This is a genomic window from Alcaligenes pakistanensis, assembly GCF_014652815.1.
Lineage (GTDB): Bacteria > Pseudomonadota > Gammaproteobacteria > Burkholderiales > Burkholderiaceae_B > Alcaligenes > Alcaligenes pakistanensis.
The window spans coordinates 291,810-307,610 of record NZ_BMZN01000005.1; the positions used below are offsets into that span (position 1 = coordinate 291,810).

Below are 15,801 nucleotides of genomic sequence, written 5' to 3' on the forward strand. Positions count from 1 at the left end.
ATATTTTGCTTAAGGCAGAGGTCGCGGCTGCAAAGCTTTCTGACTACAACGGTTGAAACCGACAGGGTCATAGGACTGACCCTCTGCCGTCAAGTCATCCCGAGTTATCGCTTGGCAAGGATAGAGTTTATCCGTGTCCAGGACTCCGTCTGGAATGATTGATCTATTTGATATCACACACAAAAAGCAGGTAGAGCATGCTACCTGATGATCTACGTGTATAGATGAGGGGCCGGTGAAGGTGTCCGCCCTGGGGAGCGAAGCGGCGTCCGTGATCTGTAGGGCGCCTGTGCAACAGCCAAAGCAGCTGTTAAGTGATGCATAAATGGATCTGCAGCGCGTTGCAGTGTGTGTGCTTGGTCAAGGCCTTGGCAAGCACACACACTGTGGTATCAGAAGGACTTGCTAGGACAGCCAGGGACTTTTCCCCAGCCATTATTCGGGCCACAGTACTTGTTGCGTGCTTCCCAGGAGCAACTGGGGCGATCGAAAAAGCCTTTGCTGCTGCAGGCATTCAGTTCTTGCTGCAACTGTGCTTGCCAGGCTCCGTTGTTGGTGCCGGCAATTTGAATTTCTTGGGGTGGAGGGGGCGGGGGTGCACCTACGTCCACGGGTTGAATAGGCTCGGCGCCGCCAAGATTAACGCGGGCAATGCCCTGCAATTCCCGATTTTGCTCGGACATGGCGATTTGAATGGCCTGTTCCAGAGAAATGGAGGTCGTGGCCAAGGCAATAGGCGGCTTTTCATCCGACAGAGTCGAGGTGTCGATTTCCCAGGCAACAGGCGTGGGCGACTGGGGCACACCTAAGCGGCCATTGGGCAAGGGCTGTGGCGGCTGCGCGGTAAAGGGCTTGCCGTCGGCATCAAGAGTAGGCAGGTCAGATGGGTCCGGCGAACTTACCACCATGGACTTTTCAGGACCGTGCGCGATGAGCCAGTTCCCCAGTTCCAGGCCGCCCCACACTGAAGCACCTGCAACCAGCAGCAAGACAGCAATGATAAAACGCCAGGGCATAAGCGATGTCTCGGTTGAGTCAACGGCAATCCGGGGGCCGGATGCACTTTATTAAAAGAAAAGAGCCGTCATTGTAGCGAAATGTCGGCCCTGCTCTTGTGACAGAATTAGACGGCATCCCCGAAAACGTGTCCACCATGCTCACGTAGGGCATGGAATTCGACGCCGGGGTTCAGCTCTTGAGCCACGCGCAGCTGCGCAGGGGATGTGGCTAAAAAGGCAGTGGCCTCGACCACGTCGTAGGCAATATTGCCCGCGTTGGTCTCGATGAATTTCTTCATGTCTTTTGGGTCTTTGGCCGTTACCCAGCGCGCCATATTGAAGCGGCTGGAAGCCAGGCGAGCGTCAACACCATATTCGGTCTTCAGACGATGGGCTACCACTTCAAACTGCAGCTGACCAACCGCGCCCAATAGCATCATGCCGCCAGCCATATGGGGACGGAACACCTGAATGGCGCCCTCTTCGCCCAACTGAGTCAGGCCAGTGCGCAATTGTTTGGTGCGCAAAGGATCTTTGACTTCAATGGACTGGAACAGTTCAGGGGCAAAGAATGGCAAGCCGGTAAATTGCAGGTTTTCGCCTTCAGTCAGCACGTCGCCCAATTGCAAAATGCCGTGGTTGGGGATACCGATAATGTCGCCGGCAAAGGCATCGTCCAGCAGTTCACGGCGTTGCGACAGGAAAGACACCACGTTATTGGGACGAATTTCCTTGCCGGTGCGCGATACTTTCAGTTTCATGCCGCGCTTGAAGTGGCCGGAGCTCACGCGTACAAAGGCCACGCGGTCACGGTGGGCCGGGTCCATATTGGCTTGTACCTTGAAGACCACGCCGCTGAATTTTGGTTCATCAGGCTGCACTTCACGTTGCAAGGCCACACGGGGGCCTGGAGCAGGAGCCAGGTCTACCAAGGCGTCCAAGACTTCCTGTACGCCAAAATTATTGATCGCCGATCCAAAAAATACGGGGGTTTGCTGGCCTGCCAGGAACATTTCCAGGTCGAACTCGGGCGCAGCGGCATTCAATAATTCAATTTCTTCTTGAGCCTTTTCAAAGGTCTCGCCAAAACGCTGGGCAATGATGGGATTGTCCAGGCCGGGGATGATCTCATCCTCGCCATGGCGTTCCTGACCGGGTTTGAACACACGCATGTGGTTGGCGCGCAGATTGAATACACCGCCAAAGCGACGCGCCATCCCGATAGGCCAGGAGAACGGCACCACTTCCATATCTAGGTGCGATTCAATTTCCGACAGCACATCCAGTGGCTCTTGAACCTCGCGGTCCAGCTTGTTCACAAAGGTGATGATGGGCGTATTGCGGGCCCGGCACACTTGCAAGAGGCGAATGGTCTGGGGTTCCACACCGTTAGCGGCGTCAATGACCATCAGGGCGGCATCCACGGCGGTCAGCACGCGATAGGTATCTTCCGAAAAGTCCTGGTGACCGGGGGTGTCTAGCAGGTTGATGACGCAGTCGCGGTATTCCATCTGCATGACCGAGGAGGCCACCGAGATACCCCGTTGCTTTTCAATTTCCATCCAGTCCGAGGAAGCGTGGCGGCTGGCTTTGCGCGCCTTGACGCTACCTGCAATCTGAATTGCACCCGCGAACAGCAGCAGTTTTTCGGTCAGTGTGGTCTTACCCGCGTCAGGGTGAGAAATGATGGCAAAGGTGCGGCGTTTCTTGACTTCAGAGCGGATGTCACCGGACGACATTGAAAATCCTTGTGGCAGCGCCAGTCTGGCGCGTGAAAAACAGTGAGCGAATTATCCGTAAAGCAGGGCTTGGGGGCAAGCGTAGGCGTGCACAAGGCTAACGCGACACGCTGGCCAACACCGTACCTGCCAGAATAAATAGCGAACCAAACACGCGGTTCAGCAGCCGGACATGGCTGGCCTGACGGAGCAAATGCAACATGCGAGCAGCCAGTGACGTGTAGCAGCCCATCGCTATCAGATCGGTAAAACAGAGCGTCATGGCAATCAGCAAGTACTGCAAAGGCATGGGCCGATTCAAGTCCAGAAACTGGGGCATGATGGCCAGCAGAAATACCAGACCCTTGGGGTTGGTGATATTGATCAGGCAACCGCGAAGCAGAAGGTCACGGATGCGAAAGTCGCTTGGCTCTTGGCCTGCGACTTGCACCGGCATGGCGTCGGTGCGCAATTGCTTCCAGCCCAGATAGATCAGGTAAGCAGCACCCAGCCATTTGAGCGTGGTAAACGCCAGTTCCGAGCGAGCCAGAACCTGTCCCAGCCCCAGACTGATGATGAATATCTGAATCATGATTCCGATATTCAAGCCAATCGCCATCCAGTAGCCACGCTTGAAGCCGTATTTCAGGCCGGAGGACATGGAGGAGATCGCACCCGGTCCGGGTGAAAAGGAGATAACCCAGGAAGCCGCGAAAAAGGCGAGCCAGGTGCTCAGTGCCATGGTGTGCTCGGTTCAAAGGCGGGCACTGTGCCCGCCTTTGGCAGGCACAGCCCCTTGCCAGGGTTAGGCTTTGGCTTGTGCGGAGCTACGGTTGCTGCGGTTTGGGCCGCGGCTGTCTTGACGGCCTTGGCCTGGACGACCTTGACCACCTGGACGAGCAGCGCCACCGGTACCAGCACCAGCACCGCCGGGAGCAGCACTACGACGTGGGCGGTTATCGTTGCTAGGACGACGTGGACGGCTTTCGCCATTACCACCACGGCCTTCGGCCGAACGGGCCTGACCACCACCGCCGCCGGTGCGACGGGCACCAGCTGGAGCACGAGCGCCAGGACCAGGAGCGCTGTGGAAACGGCGCTCTGCGTAGGTGTCTTCCTTGGCTTCTTCAGCCAGAGCAGCACGCGAAGGAGGCGTCCAGCCTTCCACCACGATGCGTTCGATAGGATTGCGCGTCATGCGTTCGATCTGCTTGAGCAGACGCATTTCGGAGCGATCCACCATCGACAAGGCCACGCCTTCGCTACCAGCACGACCGGTACGGCCAATGCGGTGAACGTAATCTTCAGGCACGTTAGGCAGTTCGAAGTTGACCACGTACGGCAGTTGGTCGATGTCCAGACCACGGGCAGCAATATCGGTTGCAACCAGTACTACAACCTTGCCGTTTTTAAAGCCAGCCAGGGCACGGGTACGAGCCGCTTGGCTCTTGTTGCCGTGCAGAGCTTCGGCGGCCAGACCGTCTTGAGACAGTTTTTCGGCCAAACGGTTGGCACCGTGCTTGGTGCGGCAGAACACCAGAACCTGGTTCCAGCTGCTTTCGCGGATGATGTGGCTGAGCAAATCGCGTTTGTGCGCTTGGTCGGCCAGGATCACTTGCTGGGTAATCAGTTCGTTAGTGGTGTTGCGCGCAGCAACAGCGACTTCAGCAGGATTGTTCAGCGAGCTGCGAGCCAGTTCACGAATCTCGTCGGAGAAGGTGGCCGAGAACAGCAGAGTCTGACGATTAACCGGCATCAGGCTGATGATCTTGCGGATATCGCGGATAAAGCCCATGTCCAGCATGCGGTCGGCTTCGTCCAGTACCAGGATTTCCACGCCGGTCAGGTCCACAGTGCGTTGACGCACGTGATCCAGCAAACGGCCAGGAGTGGCGACCAGAATATCCAGCGGCTTGCGCAGTGCATGGAACTGAGGGTTGATGTTCACGCCACCAAACATGACCATCGAGCGCAGACGAGTGTGCTGGCTGTACAAACGTACGGATTCTTCGACCTGGGCGGCCAGTTCGCGAGTAGGAGCCAAGATCAGGGCGCGTGGGCGGCCTGGCTTGCGGTTTGGCTGAGGATCGTTAAGCAGACGGTGCAAGATGGGCAATGTGAAACCGGCGGTTTTACCCGTACCAGTTTGCGCAGCAGCCAACAAATCGCCGCCTTCAATGACCTTAGGGATTGCCTGGGCCTGAATAGGAGTGGGATGGGTGTAGCCTGCGTCAGTTACAGCACGCAACAGGGTTTCTGCCAGCCCAAGGGAGGCAAAAGTAATTTGAGAGTCCAAGAATTTTCCAGTGACTAGCCCCAAAGCCCTCTTTGGGGCTATACCAATCCAGGCTAAGGTATTTTAGTTATGGCGACAATGCCACGGCAGGGGCAAGAACGCCGCCTGCTGCAAGAGGCGCAGAGATTGGTGCGCTGCGCAATCAGACATTATAGCGTGAAATTAGTAAAAGTCCTCATTGACCATCTTGTATCATTTTGACCGGTAGCGTTAAAACAACCTGTTTCAGGCATAAAAGGTCAGGCTGAATGCAGGCCTGGATATGACAGAAATTGTTAAGCGTCCTCATAGACGTACTTGTTATGCCGCTAGAGGCGGTTTACGCTTGGCGTGCGCGGATTGCCGGGCTATCTTTGGCATGTACCCGACCGACTAGGTCGGAACTTGTTTTTGTTGTTTATCTGCTTATTTTTGCAGGAAAAAAATCATGACATCATGGATTCGATGGGTCTTTATCAGCAGCGTGGCCGTTTTGCTGTCGGGTTGTGGGTATAACGAGATCCAGCGCCTGGACGAGCAGGTCAAGGCGGCTTGGTCGCAAACCTTGAATCAGTACGAGCGTCGGGCCGAACTGGTGCCCAAGCTGGTCAGCTCGGTTAATGCCTATATGGTCAATGAACGCACCGTTCTGACTCAAGTGACCGAAGCCCGTGCCAAAGTTGGCACCATACAGATGAAAGTAGATGACCTCGATAATCCCGAGGTCATGGCGCGCTTTCAGGAAGCACAGAACCAGTTATCCTCGGCCTTGTCGCGTTTGATTGCAGTGTCAGAAAACTACCCGCAGCTGAAAAGCGATGGCTTGTTCCGGGATTTGATGACACAGCTGGAAGGCACGGAAAACCGCATCGCTACCGAACGCGGCCGTTATGTGCAGACGATCCAGGAATACAACCTGTTCATTCGCCAGTTCCCAACCCTGATTACCGCCAAGCTCTTTGGCTACAAGGTTAAGGAAAACTACGGGGTAGATCGTCAAAGTGAAATCACACGCGACCCCGAGGTTAAGTTTGATATCCCTGTGACCCCTGCTCCTGCTGGGTCTTGATTCATTCTGGAGGCAGCAATGATGAACGTGCATGATCTTGCACCGACTGCTGGGCCTGGGTCTGCACGTTCTGGCAGGCTGGTCTGGGTCGGTAGCCTGCTGGTGGCGATGTTTCTGCTGTGTTGGCCCTGGGCTCAGGCGCAGGCTAAAACCGAGCCCATTCCCGCTATTGCGGGCTGGGTCACGGACACCACAGGTACCTTAAGCCCCGATCAAAAAGATGCTTTGAATCAGCAACTCAAGGCCGTGGAACAGGAAAAAGGGGCGCAAATTGCTATTTTGATGGTGCCCACCACGGGTGATGAGGCCATCGAACAATACGCCTTGCGGGTCTTTGACCAATGGGAAATGGGTCGCAAAAAAGTGGACGATGGCATCTTGTTGTTGGTCGCTAAAGACGATCGTCGTATGCGCATCCAGACCGGTTACGGCTTGGAAGGCGCGGTGACGGACTTGCAGGCCGGTCGCATCATCCGCGAACAGATGACGCCGCGTTTTATTGAAGGCAATTTCTACGCCGGGATTCAGGCCGCTACCGATAGTTTGGTGGGCTTGGTCAATGGTGAAGAGCTGCCTCCACCCCCTAAAAATGCCCCAGTCACCTCTTCAGGTGAAGAAGGCGTGTTCTGGGAGCCTTTGCTGGCTGTGGGCGCGATTGTGTTCTTTGCCTCTCCTTTGTTTGCCGCTTTTGCGGCGGGCGTCTTTACCCTGGTTGTGTCAGGCAGCATTGGGCTGGCCTTGGTGGCGGCGGTGGTCGGGGCGGGACTGAGTATGATTGGCCGACTCTTTGGTGCAGGCGGTAAATCCAGTTCCGGCCGTGCCTCGCGCCGTGGTGGCGTCATTGGTGGGCTGGGTGGCTATTCCTCCGGCGGGTTTGGTGGCAATGGCAGCAGCAGTGGTGGCGGCTTCGGTGGTTTTGGCGGAGGCAGCGGCGGCGGTGGTGGCAGTAGCGGAGGCGGTGGCGCTTCCGGCAGCTGGTAGGCGACAGGGGAGCGACATGAGTGTGAATTGGAAAGAATTGTCGGGCTGGGCGTCGATACAAGGCCAATGGCTGCGCCGTCGTTACTTTGATGCCGAAATGCTGGGGCATGTGGCCGAGCAAATTCGTAAAAGCGAACAGAACCATAGCGGTGAACTGGTCGTGGCTATCGAGGCGGTCTTGCCCGCCCATGAAGCCGACAGTGGCCAGCGTGCGCTGGAAGTTTTTGGTCGTTTACGTGTCTGGGACACGCCTTTAAACAGCGGCGTTCTCTTATATCTGGCACTGGGCCAGCGACGTATCCACATCATTGCAGACCGTGGCATCCAGGCTGATCCAGCGCAATGGGCGCAGATTTGCCAGCAACTGGAACAAAATTTGGCTTCACGCGAATACCTGTCAGGCCTTTTAAGTGCAGTGGACGCGATCGAGGCGGTCTTGCAAAAGGGGGCTCCGGTGCAGCCGCAAGGCTCGGCAGCGGTGAATGCCCTACCTGATGAACCAGTACTTCTCTAAGTGATGGCCAATGCCATGAAACCGCCCCAATCCGTCGGCTCCTGGCAACAGCAAACTCTGGTTGAAGCCATACGTTTGCGCGAGACTCAGTGGGGGCCAATTGAAGATCTGGCGGAATCGCGTCGGGCACGGGCGGCGGGTGGCTCGTTTGCCCAACGTGTTTTGGCCCGTGCTTTAGCTCTGGCTCGGCGTGATGGCCTGACACAAGCCTGGACGCGCTGGTGGCGGATTGCCCGCCTTTTATTGATTGCGATGGCGGTTCTGGCTTTGCTGGCCGGGGCCGGAACCGCTGCCGGCGCCTTGGGCGATGGCAGTCGCGCTGTTAATGTCCTGACGGCTTTGGGCGCCCTGCTGGGCTTGCATGCGCTGACCTTTATGTTCTGGCTGTTCAGCTTGGCCTGGTCGGGTAAAAGCGCGGGTACGGGCAGTTGGGCAGGCGATGCCTGGTGGTGGCTTAGCCGCCGTTTCGTCAAAGGGGATGCCAGTTTGGTGCCCCAGGCGTTTGCGGCGGTGTTGGCACGTCGGGGAAGCCAAGCCTGGTTGGCGGGTCTGATCAGCCATAGCTTGTGGGTGCTGGCTTTTATGTCGGCCTTGAGTACCCTGCTTTTATTACTGGCCTCGCGCCGTTATCACTTCAATTGGGAAACCACGCTTTTGACGCCGGACACCTTTGTCTGGCTGGTAGAAAGTATTGGCGCCCTGCCTTCTTTGCTGGGCTTCGCCCTGCCCGATACCCTCACCATACGCAGCAGCGATGGCCTGCAATTGCTGGATGCCCAGGCGCAGGCCTTGTGGTCCAGCTGGCTCCTGGGAGCGGTGGTCACCTATGGCCTGATTCCGCGTTTGCTGGCCCTTGCCTGGAGTCTTTGGCAATGGCGTAAACATACGGCGCGCTTAAGTTTGGATGACAGTTTGCCCGGCTTGGCGGAGCTGCGCCCACGGTTGATGCCTGCCAGCGAACCTACGGGTGTGGATGAACTGGCTTCTCCGGATAGGGTTGCCCGGATTCAAAGCGAACCAAGCGCGCCACTGGCCGCCGATGCCTTGTGTGTGGTGGGGCTGGAATTGGCACCTGAATACAGCTGGCCACCTGCGTTCATGCACGCTGATATGCAGGATTTGGGACGGGTTGATTCACGGGCTGAGCGTCTGGATATCCTGGGGCGTTTGCAGTCCGCCACGCCACGTCGTTTGTTGATGGTGTGTGATGCTGCCCAGACGACGGATCGTGGGGTGGTGGCAACGCTGGTCGAGTGGGCACAATTAGCTCGGCAGTCCGATGTCATCTTGCTGGACGAAACCGTAAGCGACCCGGATCAGGCGCGCCGCCGCAGTTGGCACGATCGGCTCGTGGCAGCGGGTTTTGCGCCGGGTCAGATTCACGATCAATGGCCTGATGTTGCTATGAAGGAGCCATCATGAGTGCCGCTGCTTTGACGCTGGCTGTGGTGGGTCACACCAATACGGGTAAAACCTCTTTGCTGCGTACGCTGACGCGGGATACAGAGTTTGGCCAGGTCAGCAATAGCCCTGGCACGACGCGCCATGTAGAAGGGGCCAGGCTGACGGTAGATGGGGAGGCATTGGTCGAGTTGTTCGATACCCCCGGTCTGGAAGACAGCATGGCCTTGCTGGACTTTATGGATCAGCTTAGCCAGCCCGGTGAGCGTATTGATGGGCCGGAGCGTATTCGTCGTTTTCTGGAGTCACCTGCTGCGCAGGGCCGTTTCGAGCAAGAGGCCCGTGTGCTGCGCAAATTGCAGTCCTGCGACGCAGGCTTGTATGTGGTCGATGCGCGTGATCCTGTGCTAAGCAAGCATAAGGATGAGCTGACCCTGTTGGCCTATAGTGGGCGACCTTTATTGCCAGTGCTGAACTTCGTGCGTAGCCCGCAGGCGCGGGTTCAGGAGTGGCGCAGTGCTTTGGCCCGTTTGGGGCTGCATGCCTTGGCAGAGTTTGATACGGTTGCGCCGGCTTTGGATGGCGAGGCGTTGCTGTACGACAAGCTGGCGGTGCTTCTGGAGACGCAGGCGGGTGTATTGCAGCAGTTGAAGGTGGATCTGACCCAGCAGGCAGTGCTGCGCCGTCGTGATGCCTTGCGTTTGCTGGCCGAGCTCCTGGTGGATGTGGCGGCTTGGCGTGTCAGCACGCCTTCGGATGCGGAGTCTATGGAGTTGGCGGCGCAACAGTTACGTGAGCCGGTCTTGGCCCGCGAGGCCAAGAGCGTGCAGGCTTTGCTTAAGCGTTATAGCTTTGGCCGTCAGGATGTGGTGGCGGATTTGCTGCATTTTGATGGCGGCCGGTGGGGGATGGATTTGTTTGATCCCCAGGCTTTGAAAGAGTTTGGCGTGCAGTTAGGTAAGGGCGTGGCTGCGGGAGCCATGGCCGGTGCGACGCTGGATGTGATGACGGGCGGCCTAAGCCTGGGAACCGGAACGGTTCTGGGGGCTTTGGCGGGTGGTTTGTGGCAAGGCGCTGATAAGTGGGGGCAGCGTTTGATGGGCAAGCTGCGGGGCGAGACAGAGCTTAGTGTTGATGATGCGGTCTTGCGCTTGCTGGCGGTGCGACAGCTTAGTCTGATTGCTGCTTTGGAACGACGTGGGCACGCGGCGCAGGCACCGATCCGCCTTGGTGAGATTGACGCAGAAAATTTTGATCAGGCTTTGCTGCGGGAGTTGAATGTCTGGCGGGCGCAAGGCCTGCCAGAGGAGTTGGCGCAGGCGCGGATTCATCCGTCCTGGTCTACGTTACGGGCCGACTATGCGCCAGATTCGCGGCGGGAGGCTTGTGTGCAGAGTTTGTTGCAGAGCTTGATGGGAGCGAGAGGCGGGGCCTCATCGCTACGCAATTGAGCTAGCTGAGCTTGTCAGGGCGAACCGTGTACATGCGCGCACTTAGCCGGGCAGCTCGGCGATGCCCGGTGTGGCACGCCTGTTTTATATCGTAGCGGCTGAGTTGCTGTGATAGCCCAGTAGCTGTGAAAGCTCTGTAGCGGCGTTGCGCACCGTGTTAACGAGCAGTAAGGCGTCCTGCTTGCCAGAATGCAAATAACTGACGGGAATGGTCACGCCCAATGCGGCAACAATATGACCGTGCTGATTGCGTACTGCGACGGCGGCACTGCCCACCTCAGGTTCAAAATATCCCTCGTCATAGCCATAGCCACGTTCGGCATCCTGGTGTATCAGTTCATACAACAGGGCGGTATTGGTGGGGGTGCGCTCAGAAAAGCTGGGCAGAGTGTCTTCAGGATACAGCCGCAGCAAGTCAGCGGGTTTCATATCGCTTAACAGCACGCGCCCTAGCAGAGTGGCATGCAAAGGTAGACGGGTGCCTACATGCACCGTGCTGACAAATGGGGTGGGGGCAGCCACTTTGCTGATGATGACGGCGCTGTGCTCATCTTGGATCGCTAAATTGCACGACAGGCCGGTTTGATCTCGTACTCGCTCCAAAATGGGGGTCCCCAGTTGGGTCAACTCCAGAGATGCCAAATACTCAAAACCCAAACGCAAAATGGCCATGCCTAACTTATAGGTGTGCCCGCCTTCCACGCGCTGTACAAACCCCAGGTTTTCTAGCGTCGCCAGCAAACGGAAGGTTGTGGTACGGGGGAGATCCAGCCTTTTGGCCAGCTCAGGAGCGGTCAGAGTCTGCTCATTACGGTTGAATTCGAATAACAAACGCAGGCCGCGCTCCAGTCCTGGCACGGTGTAGTTTTGTTGTGCCGGCAAAGTCGTACTCATAAGTTCTCTTCGGTGTTGGTCACAGCGGTTTAGTTGATGTGGCTAAGTATAAGAGTGGGGGACGCCATTGTGGCAGGCAGCGGCTTGTCGGCCGGAAGTGATTCATGCCTAAAGGGTTTCTACTCATTTATTTCGAAGTTTAAATGATTTTATACTTCTCGTTCCTAATATAAAACAACATTCCATTAGTGAAACAAAGGAAGTGGGGATGAGCAAAGTACGAGTGGGGGTAGTAGCAGGGGTGCTGGCCATAGCGTGTTTCGGCTCCAGCGCAGCGATGGCACAGAAAACCAGCGTGCAGCTATATGGCTTGCTGGACAGCGGCCTGCTGTTAGAAAAACAGTTGGACGACAGCAGGAACTTTGGGATGGCCAGTGGCATTGCCGGTCAGTCGCGTTTTGGTATTCGCGGTAGTGAAGACCTGGGTAATGGTTATTCCGTGACCTTTCAGATGGAAGGCGGTTTGTTGACTACGACCGGCCAATCTACTCAAGGTCGCCTATTTGGTCGGCAAGCCACCTTGGGGTTAAAGGGTGGCTTTGGTGAGTTGAAGTTCGGTCGCCAAACGGTCTTTGGTTATTCCTGGACGCCCTTTATTGCCAGCCCATTTGGCGTGGCATGGTCGGGTAATGGCATCGGTTCTACGTTTGGCTACAAGAGCGGTGATTACGGGGCAGATGGCCGCCTGAGTAACGCGGTTACCTACCAAACGCCCAACGTGGGTGGGTTTGAAGCCGGTATTGGCTATAGCTTTTCGACGGCTGATGAACAGGCGTTTGGCGCGTCTAACAACAACCGTGTTCTGACGGCGGGTTTGCGTTATAGCAATGGTCCCTTGAAAGCGGCTCTGACCTATGAGCGCCTGAACCCTATTAAAGACAGCAACAAGCGCAAGGCCCAGAACTATCAGTTCGGCTTGTCGTATGACTTTGGCGTCGTACGTTTGTTCAGTGGCTATAACGAACAGCGCAACATTAACCTCAACCCAGCGCCAGGCTATGTGGAGACTGGTGGCAACCAAGATCGTGCGTTTACGGTAGGTGCCTCTATTCCTACAGGTAAAACCGGCACGGTCATGCTGAGCTACCAGCGAGCCATGCGCTCGAACAATGGTGGTTTTGCGGCAGCCTACCGCTACCAGCTCTCTAAACGCACCAATGTTTATGCGATGGGCAACTTATACAGCGTGCGTAACCACTTTATTGATGAGAATCAGCGCAAACACCAGTTCGGTGTTGGGTTGCAGCATGCATTTTGATTGATTTGATGTTTTGGAAGCAGAAAGGAAAACCATGAGTGAAATGACAACAGACCAAGTCGTGCCGGTTCCCGATCAGGAATCTCCTCTGTTTGCGAGCTGGAAACGTCCACAAGACAAAAGCCTGCAAGATTGGATCGAATCACGCATTGCTCGCCGTAAAACCCGTCAATACGACTGGAATGCCTTGGGCTGGCAAGCAGAGGTGGATCCTGCTTACCGTCGCGCGCAAACCCGTTACATCGGCACAGGCGCTGCCGGCGTAAGTCATGACGACAACGTGATTCCGGCGGAACATTTCACTTTTTCCACCATGATTTTGCCAGCAGGTTGTGAAGGCCCATTGCATGTGCACCACGACGTTGAAGAAGCATTTTTCATTTTGCGCGGTGACAGCATCCGTCTGTTCCTGGAATATAACGGTGAGCGTTGCGAAGTGGTCCTGAACGAGCGCGACGTTATTTCTGTGCCGCCCGGCGTGTACCGCGGTTTGCGCAACGAGGGTCAAGAAGAGTCCTTGATGTGTGTGATGCTGGGGGCAAACAGGCCTGATTTGCCAGACTACCCCGAAGATCATCCACTGACTGCCGCCAAGAAACTGCGTATGCAGGCAAAGGCCGCTGCGCAAAACAAGCAGTCTGCATAAATCCTATCCAGGAGACATCCCATATGAACCGCAGAAAATTTCTGGTTTATAGCGCCGGCGCCATGGGGGCGATGAGTTTGCCCCTGACTTCCAGCGTTGCCTTTGCCAAGGCAACGGGTACCTACACTTACCTGACGCCCTTCACACTGTCTTTGGCCTTCGCACCGGTGTTGTATGCCAGTGCGTCGGGTGACTTCGACAAGCTGGGCGTGAACGTCAAAGTTGAAGTAGGCAGAGGGGCAGGCCAGGCCATACAGCTGGTTGCTGCCAAACAGGTACAGGCTGGACGAACAGGGGGTGCCAACTATCTGGCGGCCCGCGCCCAAGACAATTCTGATGTGTTGGCATTTGGCACGGTGTCACAGATCTCACCTTTCGTGGTGATTTCATCTGAAAGCCATCCTATCCGCGACGTTAAAGAACTGGCAGGGAAAGTGGTCGGTGTGGCGTCATTCGGCGGTTCTATGGAGGCCACATTGAACTTGATGCTGGCCAAAGCAGGTGTAGATGCCAAGTCGGTGCGTCGTGAGCGTGTGGCTGATGGTCCAGCGTCTTTCGCGATGGTAGAAGCAGGTCGGATTGCGGCATTCTTTGGTAATGCCAGTACGGTATCGCGCCTGCATGCGGCAGCGCTGCCTTTGGTCGCACTGCCTGTGGATGACGGTGTGCCCGGCCAAGTGTATGTAGCCAGTGAAGCAGACCTTGTGTCCAACCGTGAGCAGCATGTCGCGTTTTTGCAAGGTACCCGCAATGCGATTCTAGCCATGGCTGATATGGATGATGCGCAATTGCTGGACGTGATTCGTACCATCGCCCGTCGCTACGATGTGCCCGGTATTGAAAAAGAAGATATTGCGCTGGGCGACCTTAAGGGCAACCGCGAATTGTGGTTGGCACACGGTAAAGAAAACGTATTGCGTAATGTCCCCGAGCAATGGGAAGAGGCGATTCGTTTGTTAAGTGGTGCAGGTCTGATGAAGGAAACCTCCAGACAGCTTTATACCAATGACATCTGGGAGTCCACCGTTGTCTGAGTTAGCAAAAAAACCGTCATCTAACGCACAGCCCATTGTCCGTTTTGAGAATGTTGCCAAGCATTTTGAGACCTCTACCGGTACAACCATTGCTTTGCAAAACATTAACCAGCACATCATGGCGGGTGAGTTTGTTGCGGTGATTGGTCCATCAGGCTGCGGTAAGTCCACGCTATTGCGCTTGCTATGTGGATTGGAGCAGCCCACCTCGGGAGAGGTGAGCTGGCCCTCCAGTGCCGATAAAAGCACGCCCGATATTGGTGTGGCGTTTCAAGAGCACCGCTTGCTGCCCTGGATGAATGTTCAGAAAAACATCCTGCTGCCTACCTTGATGCAAAAAGGCAGTTACAGCGCCGAAGATGAAAAACGGGCGCTGTTGCTGTGCGAAATGGTGGGTTTGAAAGGCTTTGAAGGCAGAGGCCCGGCTGAGTTGTCGGGCGGGATGCGTCAACGGGCCTCCTTTGCTCGTGCGCTATTTTCTCAGCCTAGTTTGTTGCTGCTGGATGAGCCGTTTGGGGCTTTGGATGCCCTGACCCGAGAAAAAATCATTGCAGATGCAGAGCGTATTTGGATGGACCAAAAATTTGGTGCTTTCTTGATTACGCACTCTATTAGTGAAGCGGTGCATTTGGCTGACAGGGTCATTGTGATGTCAGCGCGCCCAGGCCGTGTGGTCGCAGAAATTCCGATTACGCTGGAGCGCCCGCGCACCAACTTTTTGGGCGACCCACAGTTTGCCCGTCTATGTGATGAACTGCGTCAGCATCTGGAGTTGTAAGTGAATCGTCTTGTTATTCAAACCATTTCCGTGCTGGTGTTTTTCCTGCTGTGGAAAGCGTATGTCAGTGGCTTTGATGTCTCCCCGCTGGTGTTGCCTCCACCGGAAGATGTGCTGCATGCCTTAGTCCGACTGATGCAGCGCGATGACACCTACTATCACATTTACACCACCTTGGCGGAGTGTTTGGGTGGGTTCTGCATTGCGGTGCTTGTGGGGACCTTGTTGGGACAGTTGCTGGGCAGGATCGCCATTCTGGATACGATCTTTAAACCCTTTGTGATTGCCTTGCAATTGACGCCCAAAGTGGCTTTGATTCCCCTGTTCATTTTGTGGTTTGGTTTTGGCATTGAGTCCAAGATCATCATCTCCGCGCTTTTGGCTTTCTTCCCGGTCTTTTCCAATAGTTATCTGGGTGCCAAGTCGGTGGATTCCGGCCTGATTGAAGTGTTTCAGGTGGGCAAGGCCAGTACCTGGCAGCGTTTCAAGTTGTTGGTCATCCCAGCCTCCTTGCCGTACATCCTGACGGGGATGGAGATGGCTATTGTGTTGGCCATTATCGGTGCGGTGGTCTCTGAGTTTGTGGCGGGTTCTCGGGGTCTAGGCTATTTGGCCACGATCAAGCTGCAAGATTTGGAAGTAGACACTTTGTTTGCTGTCGTGATTTTGCTGGCGATGATTGGTTTTGTGCTGTATTTCACCGTAGGCTCGCTGCGTAAAGTAGTGATCCCATGGCATGAGTCCGCAAAAAGTGTCAAAAAATAAGCCCTAGCACGCCAGTAGG

General features: G+C 55.8%; 15 protein-coding genes. 10 read left to right on the forward strand and 5 right to left on the reverse strand.

Annotation, left to right across the window (positions count from 1 at the left end; genetic code table 11):
* Nucleotides 1–392 precede the first annotated feature (392 nt).
* From IE156_RS16715 to IE156_RS16730, 4 genes are all read right to left on the reverse strand, one after another.
* Nucleotides 393–1,016, reverse strand: coding sequence for a hypothetical protein (locus IE156_RS16715; protein ID WP_189393778.1), 624 nt, complete (start codon nt 1,014–1,016; stop codon nt 393–395).
* 107 nt (nt 1,017–1,123) lie between these two features.
* A complete protein-coding gene (locus IE156_RS16720; protein WP_189393779.1) occupies nt 1,124–2,737 on the reverse strand; it encodes a peptide chain release factor 3 in 1,614 nt (537 codons plus the stop codon).
* A 97-nt stretch (nt 2,738–2,834) separates the two neighbouring features.
* A complete protein-coding gene (locus IE156_RS16725) occupies nt 2,835–3,458 on the reverse strand; it encodes a LysE family transporter (protein ID WP_189393780.1) in 624 nt (207 codons plus the stop codon).
* 63 nt (nt 3,459–3,521) lie between these two features.
* The gene (locus IE156_RS16730) at nt 3,522–5,012 is read right to left on the reverse strand and encodes a DEAD/DEAH box helicase (RefSeq protein WP_189393781.1); all 1,491 of its coding nucleotides are present in this window, start codon (nt 5,010–5,012) and stop codon (nt 3,522–3,524) included.
* A 427-nt stretch (nt 5,013–5,439) separates the two neighbouring features.
* Here IE156_RS16730 and IE156_RS16735 point away from each other — a divergent pair, with 427 nt between their 5' ends.
* From IE156_RS16735 to IE156_RS16755, 5 genes are read left to right on the forward strand one after another with little or no spacing between them, the layout of a single operon-like run.
* Complete coding sequence (locus IE156_RS16735) at nt 5,440–6,060, forward strand: LemA family protein (RefSeq protein WP_189393782.1); 621 nt, start codon at nt 5,440–5,442, stop codon at nt 6,058–6,060.
* A gap of 21 nt (nt 6,061–6,081) precedes the next feature.
* Entirely contained in the window at nt 6,082–7,041 is a 960-nt protein-coding gene (locus IE156_RS16740) for a TPM domain-containing protein (protein ID WP_189393888.1), read from the forward strand.
* A 16-nt stretch (nt 7,042–7,057) separates the two neighbouring features.
* A complete protein-coding gene (locus tag IE156_RS16745; RefSeq protein ID WP_189393783.1) occupies nt 7,058–7,555 on the forward strand; it encodes a TPM domain-containing protein in 498 nt (165 codons plus the stop codon).
* Between the two features lie 15 nt (nt 7,556–7,570).
* Nucleotides 7,571–8,977: a DUF2868 domain-containing protein gene (locus IE156_RS16750; protein ID WP_189393784.1), complete on the forward strand. Its 1,407-nt coding sequence runs from the start codon at nt 7,571–7,573 to the stop codon at nt 8,975–8,977.
* Nucleotides 8,974–10,407, forward strand: a complete 1,434-nt coding sequence (locus IE156_RS16755) for a DUF3482 domain-containing protein (RefSeq protein WP_189393785.1) — start codon at nt 8,974–8,976, stop codon at nt 10,405–10,407. Before IE156_RS16750 ends, IE156_RS16755 begins: the two co-directional genes overlap by 4 nt.
* Nucleotides 10,408–10,491: 84 nt before the next feature.
* On the opposite strand, the gene IE156_RS16760 is transcribed toward IE156_RS16755, so the two are convergent.
* The gene (locus IE156_RS16760; protein ID WP_189393786.1) at nt 10,492–11,301 is read right to left on the reverse strand and encodes an IclR family transcriptional regulator; all 810 of its coding nucleotides are present in this window, start codon (nt 11,299–11,301) and stop codon (nt 10,492–10,494) included.
* A gap of 208 nt (nt 11,302–11,509) precedes the next feature.
* On the opposite strand from IE156_RS16760, the gene IE156_RS16765 reads away from it, so the two are divergent.
* Genes IE156_RS16765 through IE156_RS16785 form a run of 5 tightly spaced genes read left to right on the forward strand, consistent with a single transcriptional unit; the run spans nt 11,510 to nt 15,782 of the window.
* The gene (locus IE156_RS16765) at nt 11,510–12,559 is read left to right on the forward strand and encodes a porin (protein ID WP_189393787.1); all 1,050 of its coding nucleotides are present in this window, start codon (nt 11,510–11,512) and stop codon (nt 12,557–12,559) included.
* 43 nt (nt 12,560–12,602) lie between these two features.
* Nucleotides 12,603–13,205 (forward strand): cupin domain-containing protein, encoded by a 603-nt coding sequence (locus tag IE156_RS16770; RefSeq protein WP_189393889.1) that lies wholly within the window; start codon nt 12,603–12,605, stop codon nt 13,203–13,205.
* Nucleotides 13,206–13,228: 23 nt separating this feature from the next.
* On the forward strand, nt 13,229–14,239 hold the full coding sequence (locus tag IE156_RS16775) for an ABC transporter substrate-binding protein (protein WP_189393788.1): 1,011 nt from the start codon (nt 13,229–13,231) through the stop codon (nt 14,237–14,239).
* Nucleotides 14,232–15,017: an ABC transporter ATP-binding protein gene (locus IE156_RS16780; protein WP_229841438.1), complete on the forward strand. Its 786-nt coding sequence runs from the start codon at nt 14,232–14,234 to the stop codon at nt 15,015–15,017. The genes IE156_RS16775 and IE156_RS16780 overlap by 8 nt, the downstream gene beginning before the upstream one ends.
* The gene (locus IE156_RS16785; RefSeq protein ID WP_189393790.1) at nt 15,018–15,782 is read left to right on the forward strand and encodes an ABC transporter permease; all 765 of its coding nucleotides are present in this window, start codon (nt 15,018–15,020) and stop codon (nt 15,780–15,782) included.
* Nucleotides 15,783–15,801: the final 19 nt, after the last annotated feature.

Excerpts from the sequence above, each read along its gene's own strand:
- IE156_RS16715 (WP_189393778.1), bottom strand. The coding sequence starts at position 1,016 with ATGCCCTGGCGTTTTATCATTGCTGTCTTGCTGCTGGTTGCAGGTGCT.
- IE156_RS16720 (WP_189393779.1), bottom strand. The coding sequence starts at position 2,737 with ATGTCGTCCGGTGACATCCGCTCTGAAGTCAAGAAACGCCGCACCTTT.
- IE156_RS16725 (WP_189393780.1), bottom strand. The coding sequence starts at position 3,458 with ATGGCACTGAGCACCTGGCTCGCCTTTTTCGCGGCTTCCTGGGTTATC.
- IE156_RS16735 (WP_189393782.1), top strand. The coding sequence starts at position 5,440 with ATGACATCATGGATTCGATGGGTCTTTATCAGCAGCGTGGCCGTTTTG.
- IE156_RS16740 (WP_189393888.1), top strand. The coding sequence starts at position 6,082 with ATGAACGTGCATGATCTTGCACCGACTGCTGGGCCTGGGTCTGCACGT.
- IE156_RS16745 (WP_189393783.1), top strand. The coding sequence starts at position 7,058 with ATGAGTGTGAATTGGAAAGAATTGTCGGGCTGGGCGTCGATACAAGGC.
- IE156_RS16750 (WP_189393784.1), top strand. The coding sequence starts at position 7,571 with ATGAAACCGCCCCAATCCGTCGGCTCCTGGCAACAGCAAACTCTGGTT.
- IE156_RS16755 (WP_189393785.1), top strand. The coding sequence starts at position 8,974 with ATGAGTGCCGCTGCTTTGACGCTGGCTGTGGTGGGTCACACCAATACG.
- IE156_RS16760 (WP_189393786.1), bottom strand. The coding sequence starts at position 11,301 with ATGAGTACGACTTTGCCGGCACAACAAAACTACACCGTGCCAGGACTG.
- IE156_RS16765 (WP_189393787.1), top strand. The coding sequence starts at position 11,510 with ATGAGCAAAGTACGAGTGGGGGTAGTAGCAGGGGTGCTGGCCATAGCG.
- IE156_RS16770 (WP_189393889.1), top strand. The coding sequence starts at position 12,603 with ATGACAACAGACCAAGTCGTGCCGGTTCCCGATCAGGAATCTCCTCTG.
- IE156_RS16775 (WP_189393788.1), top strand. The coding sequence starts at position 13,229 with ATGAACCGCAGAAAATTTCTGGTTTATAGCGCCGGCGCCATGGGGGCG.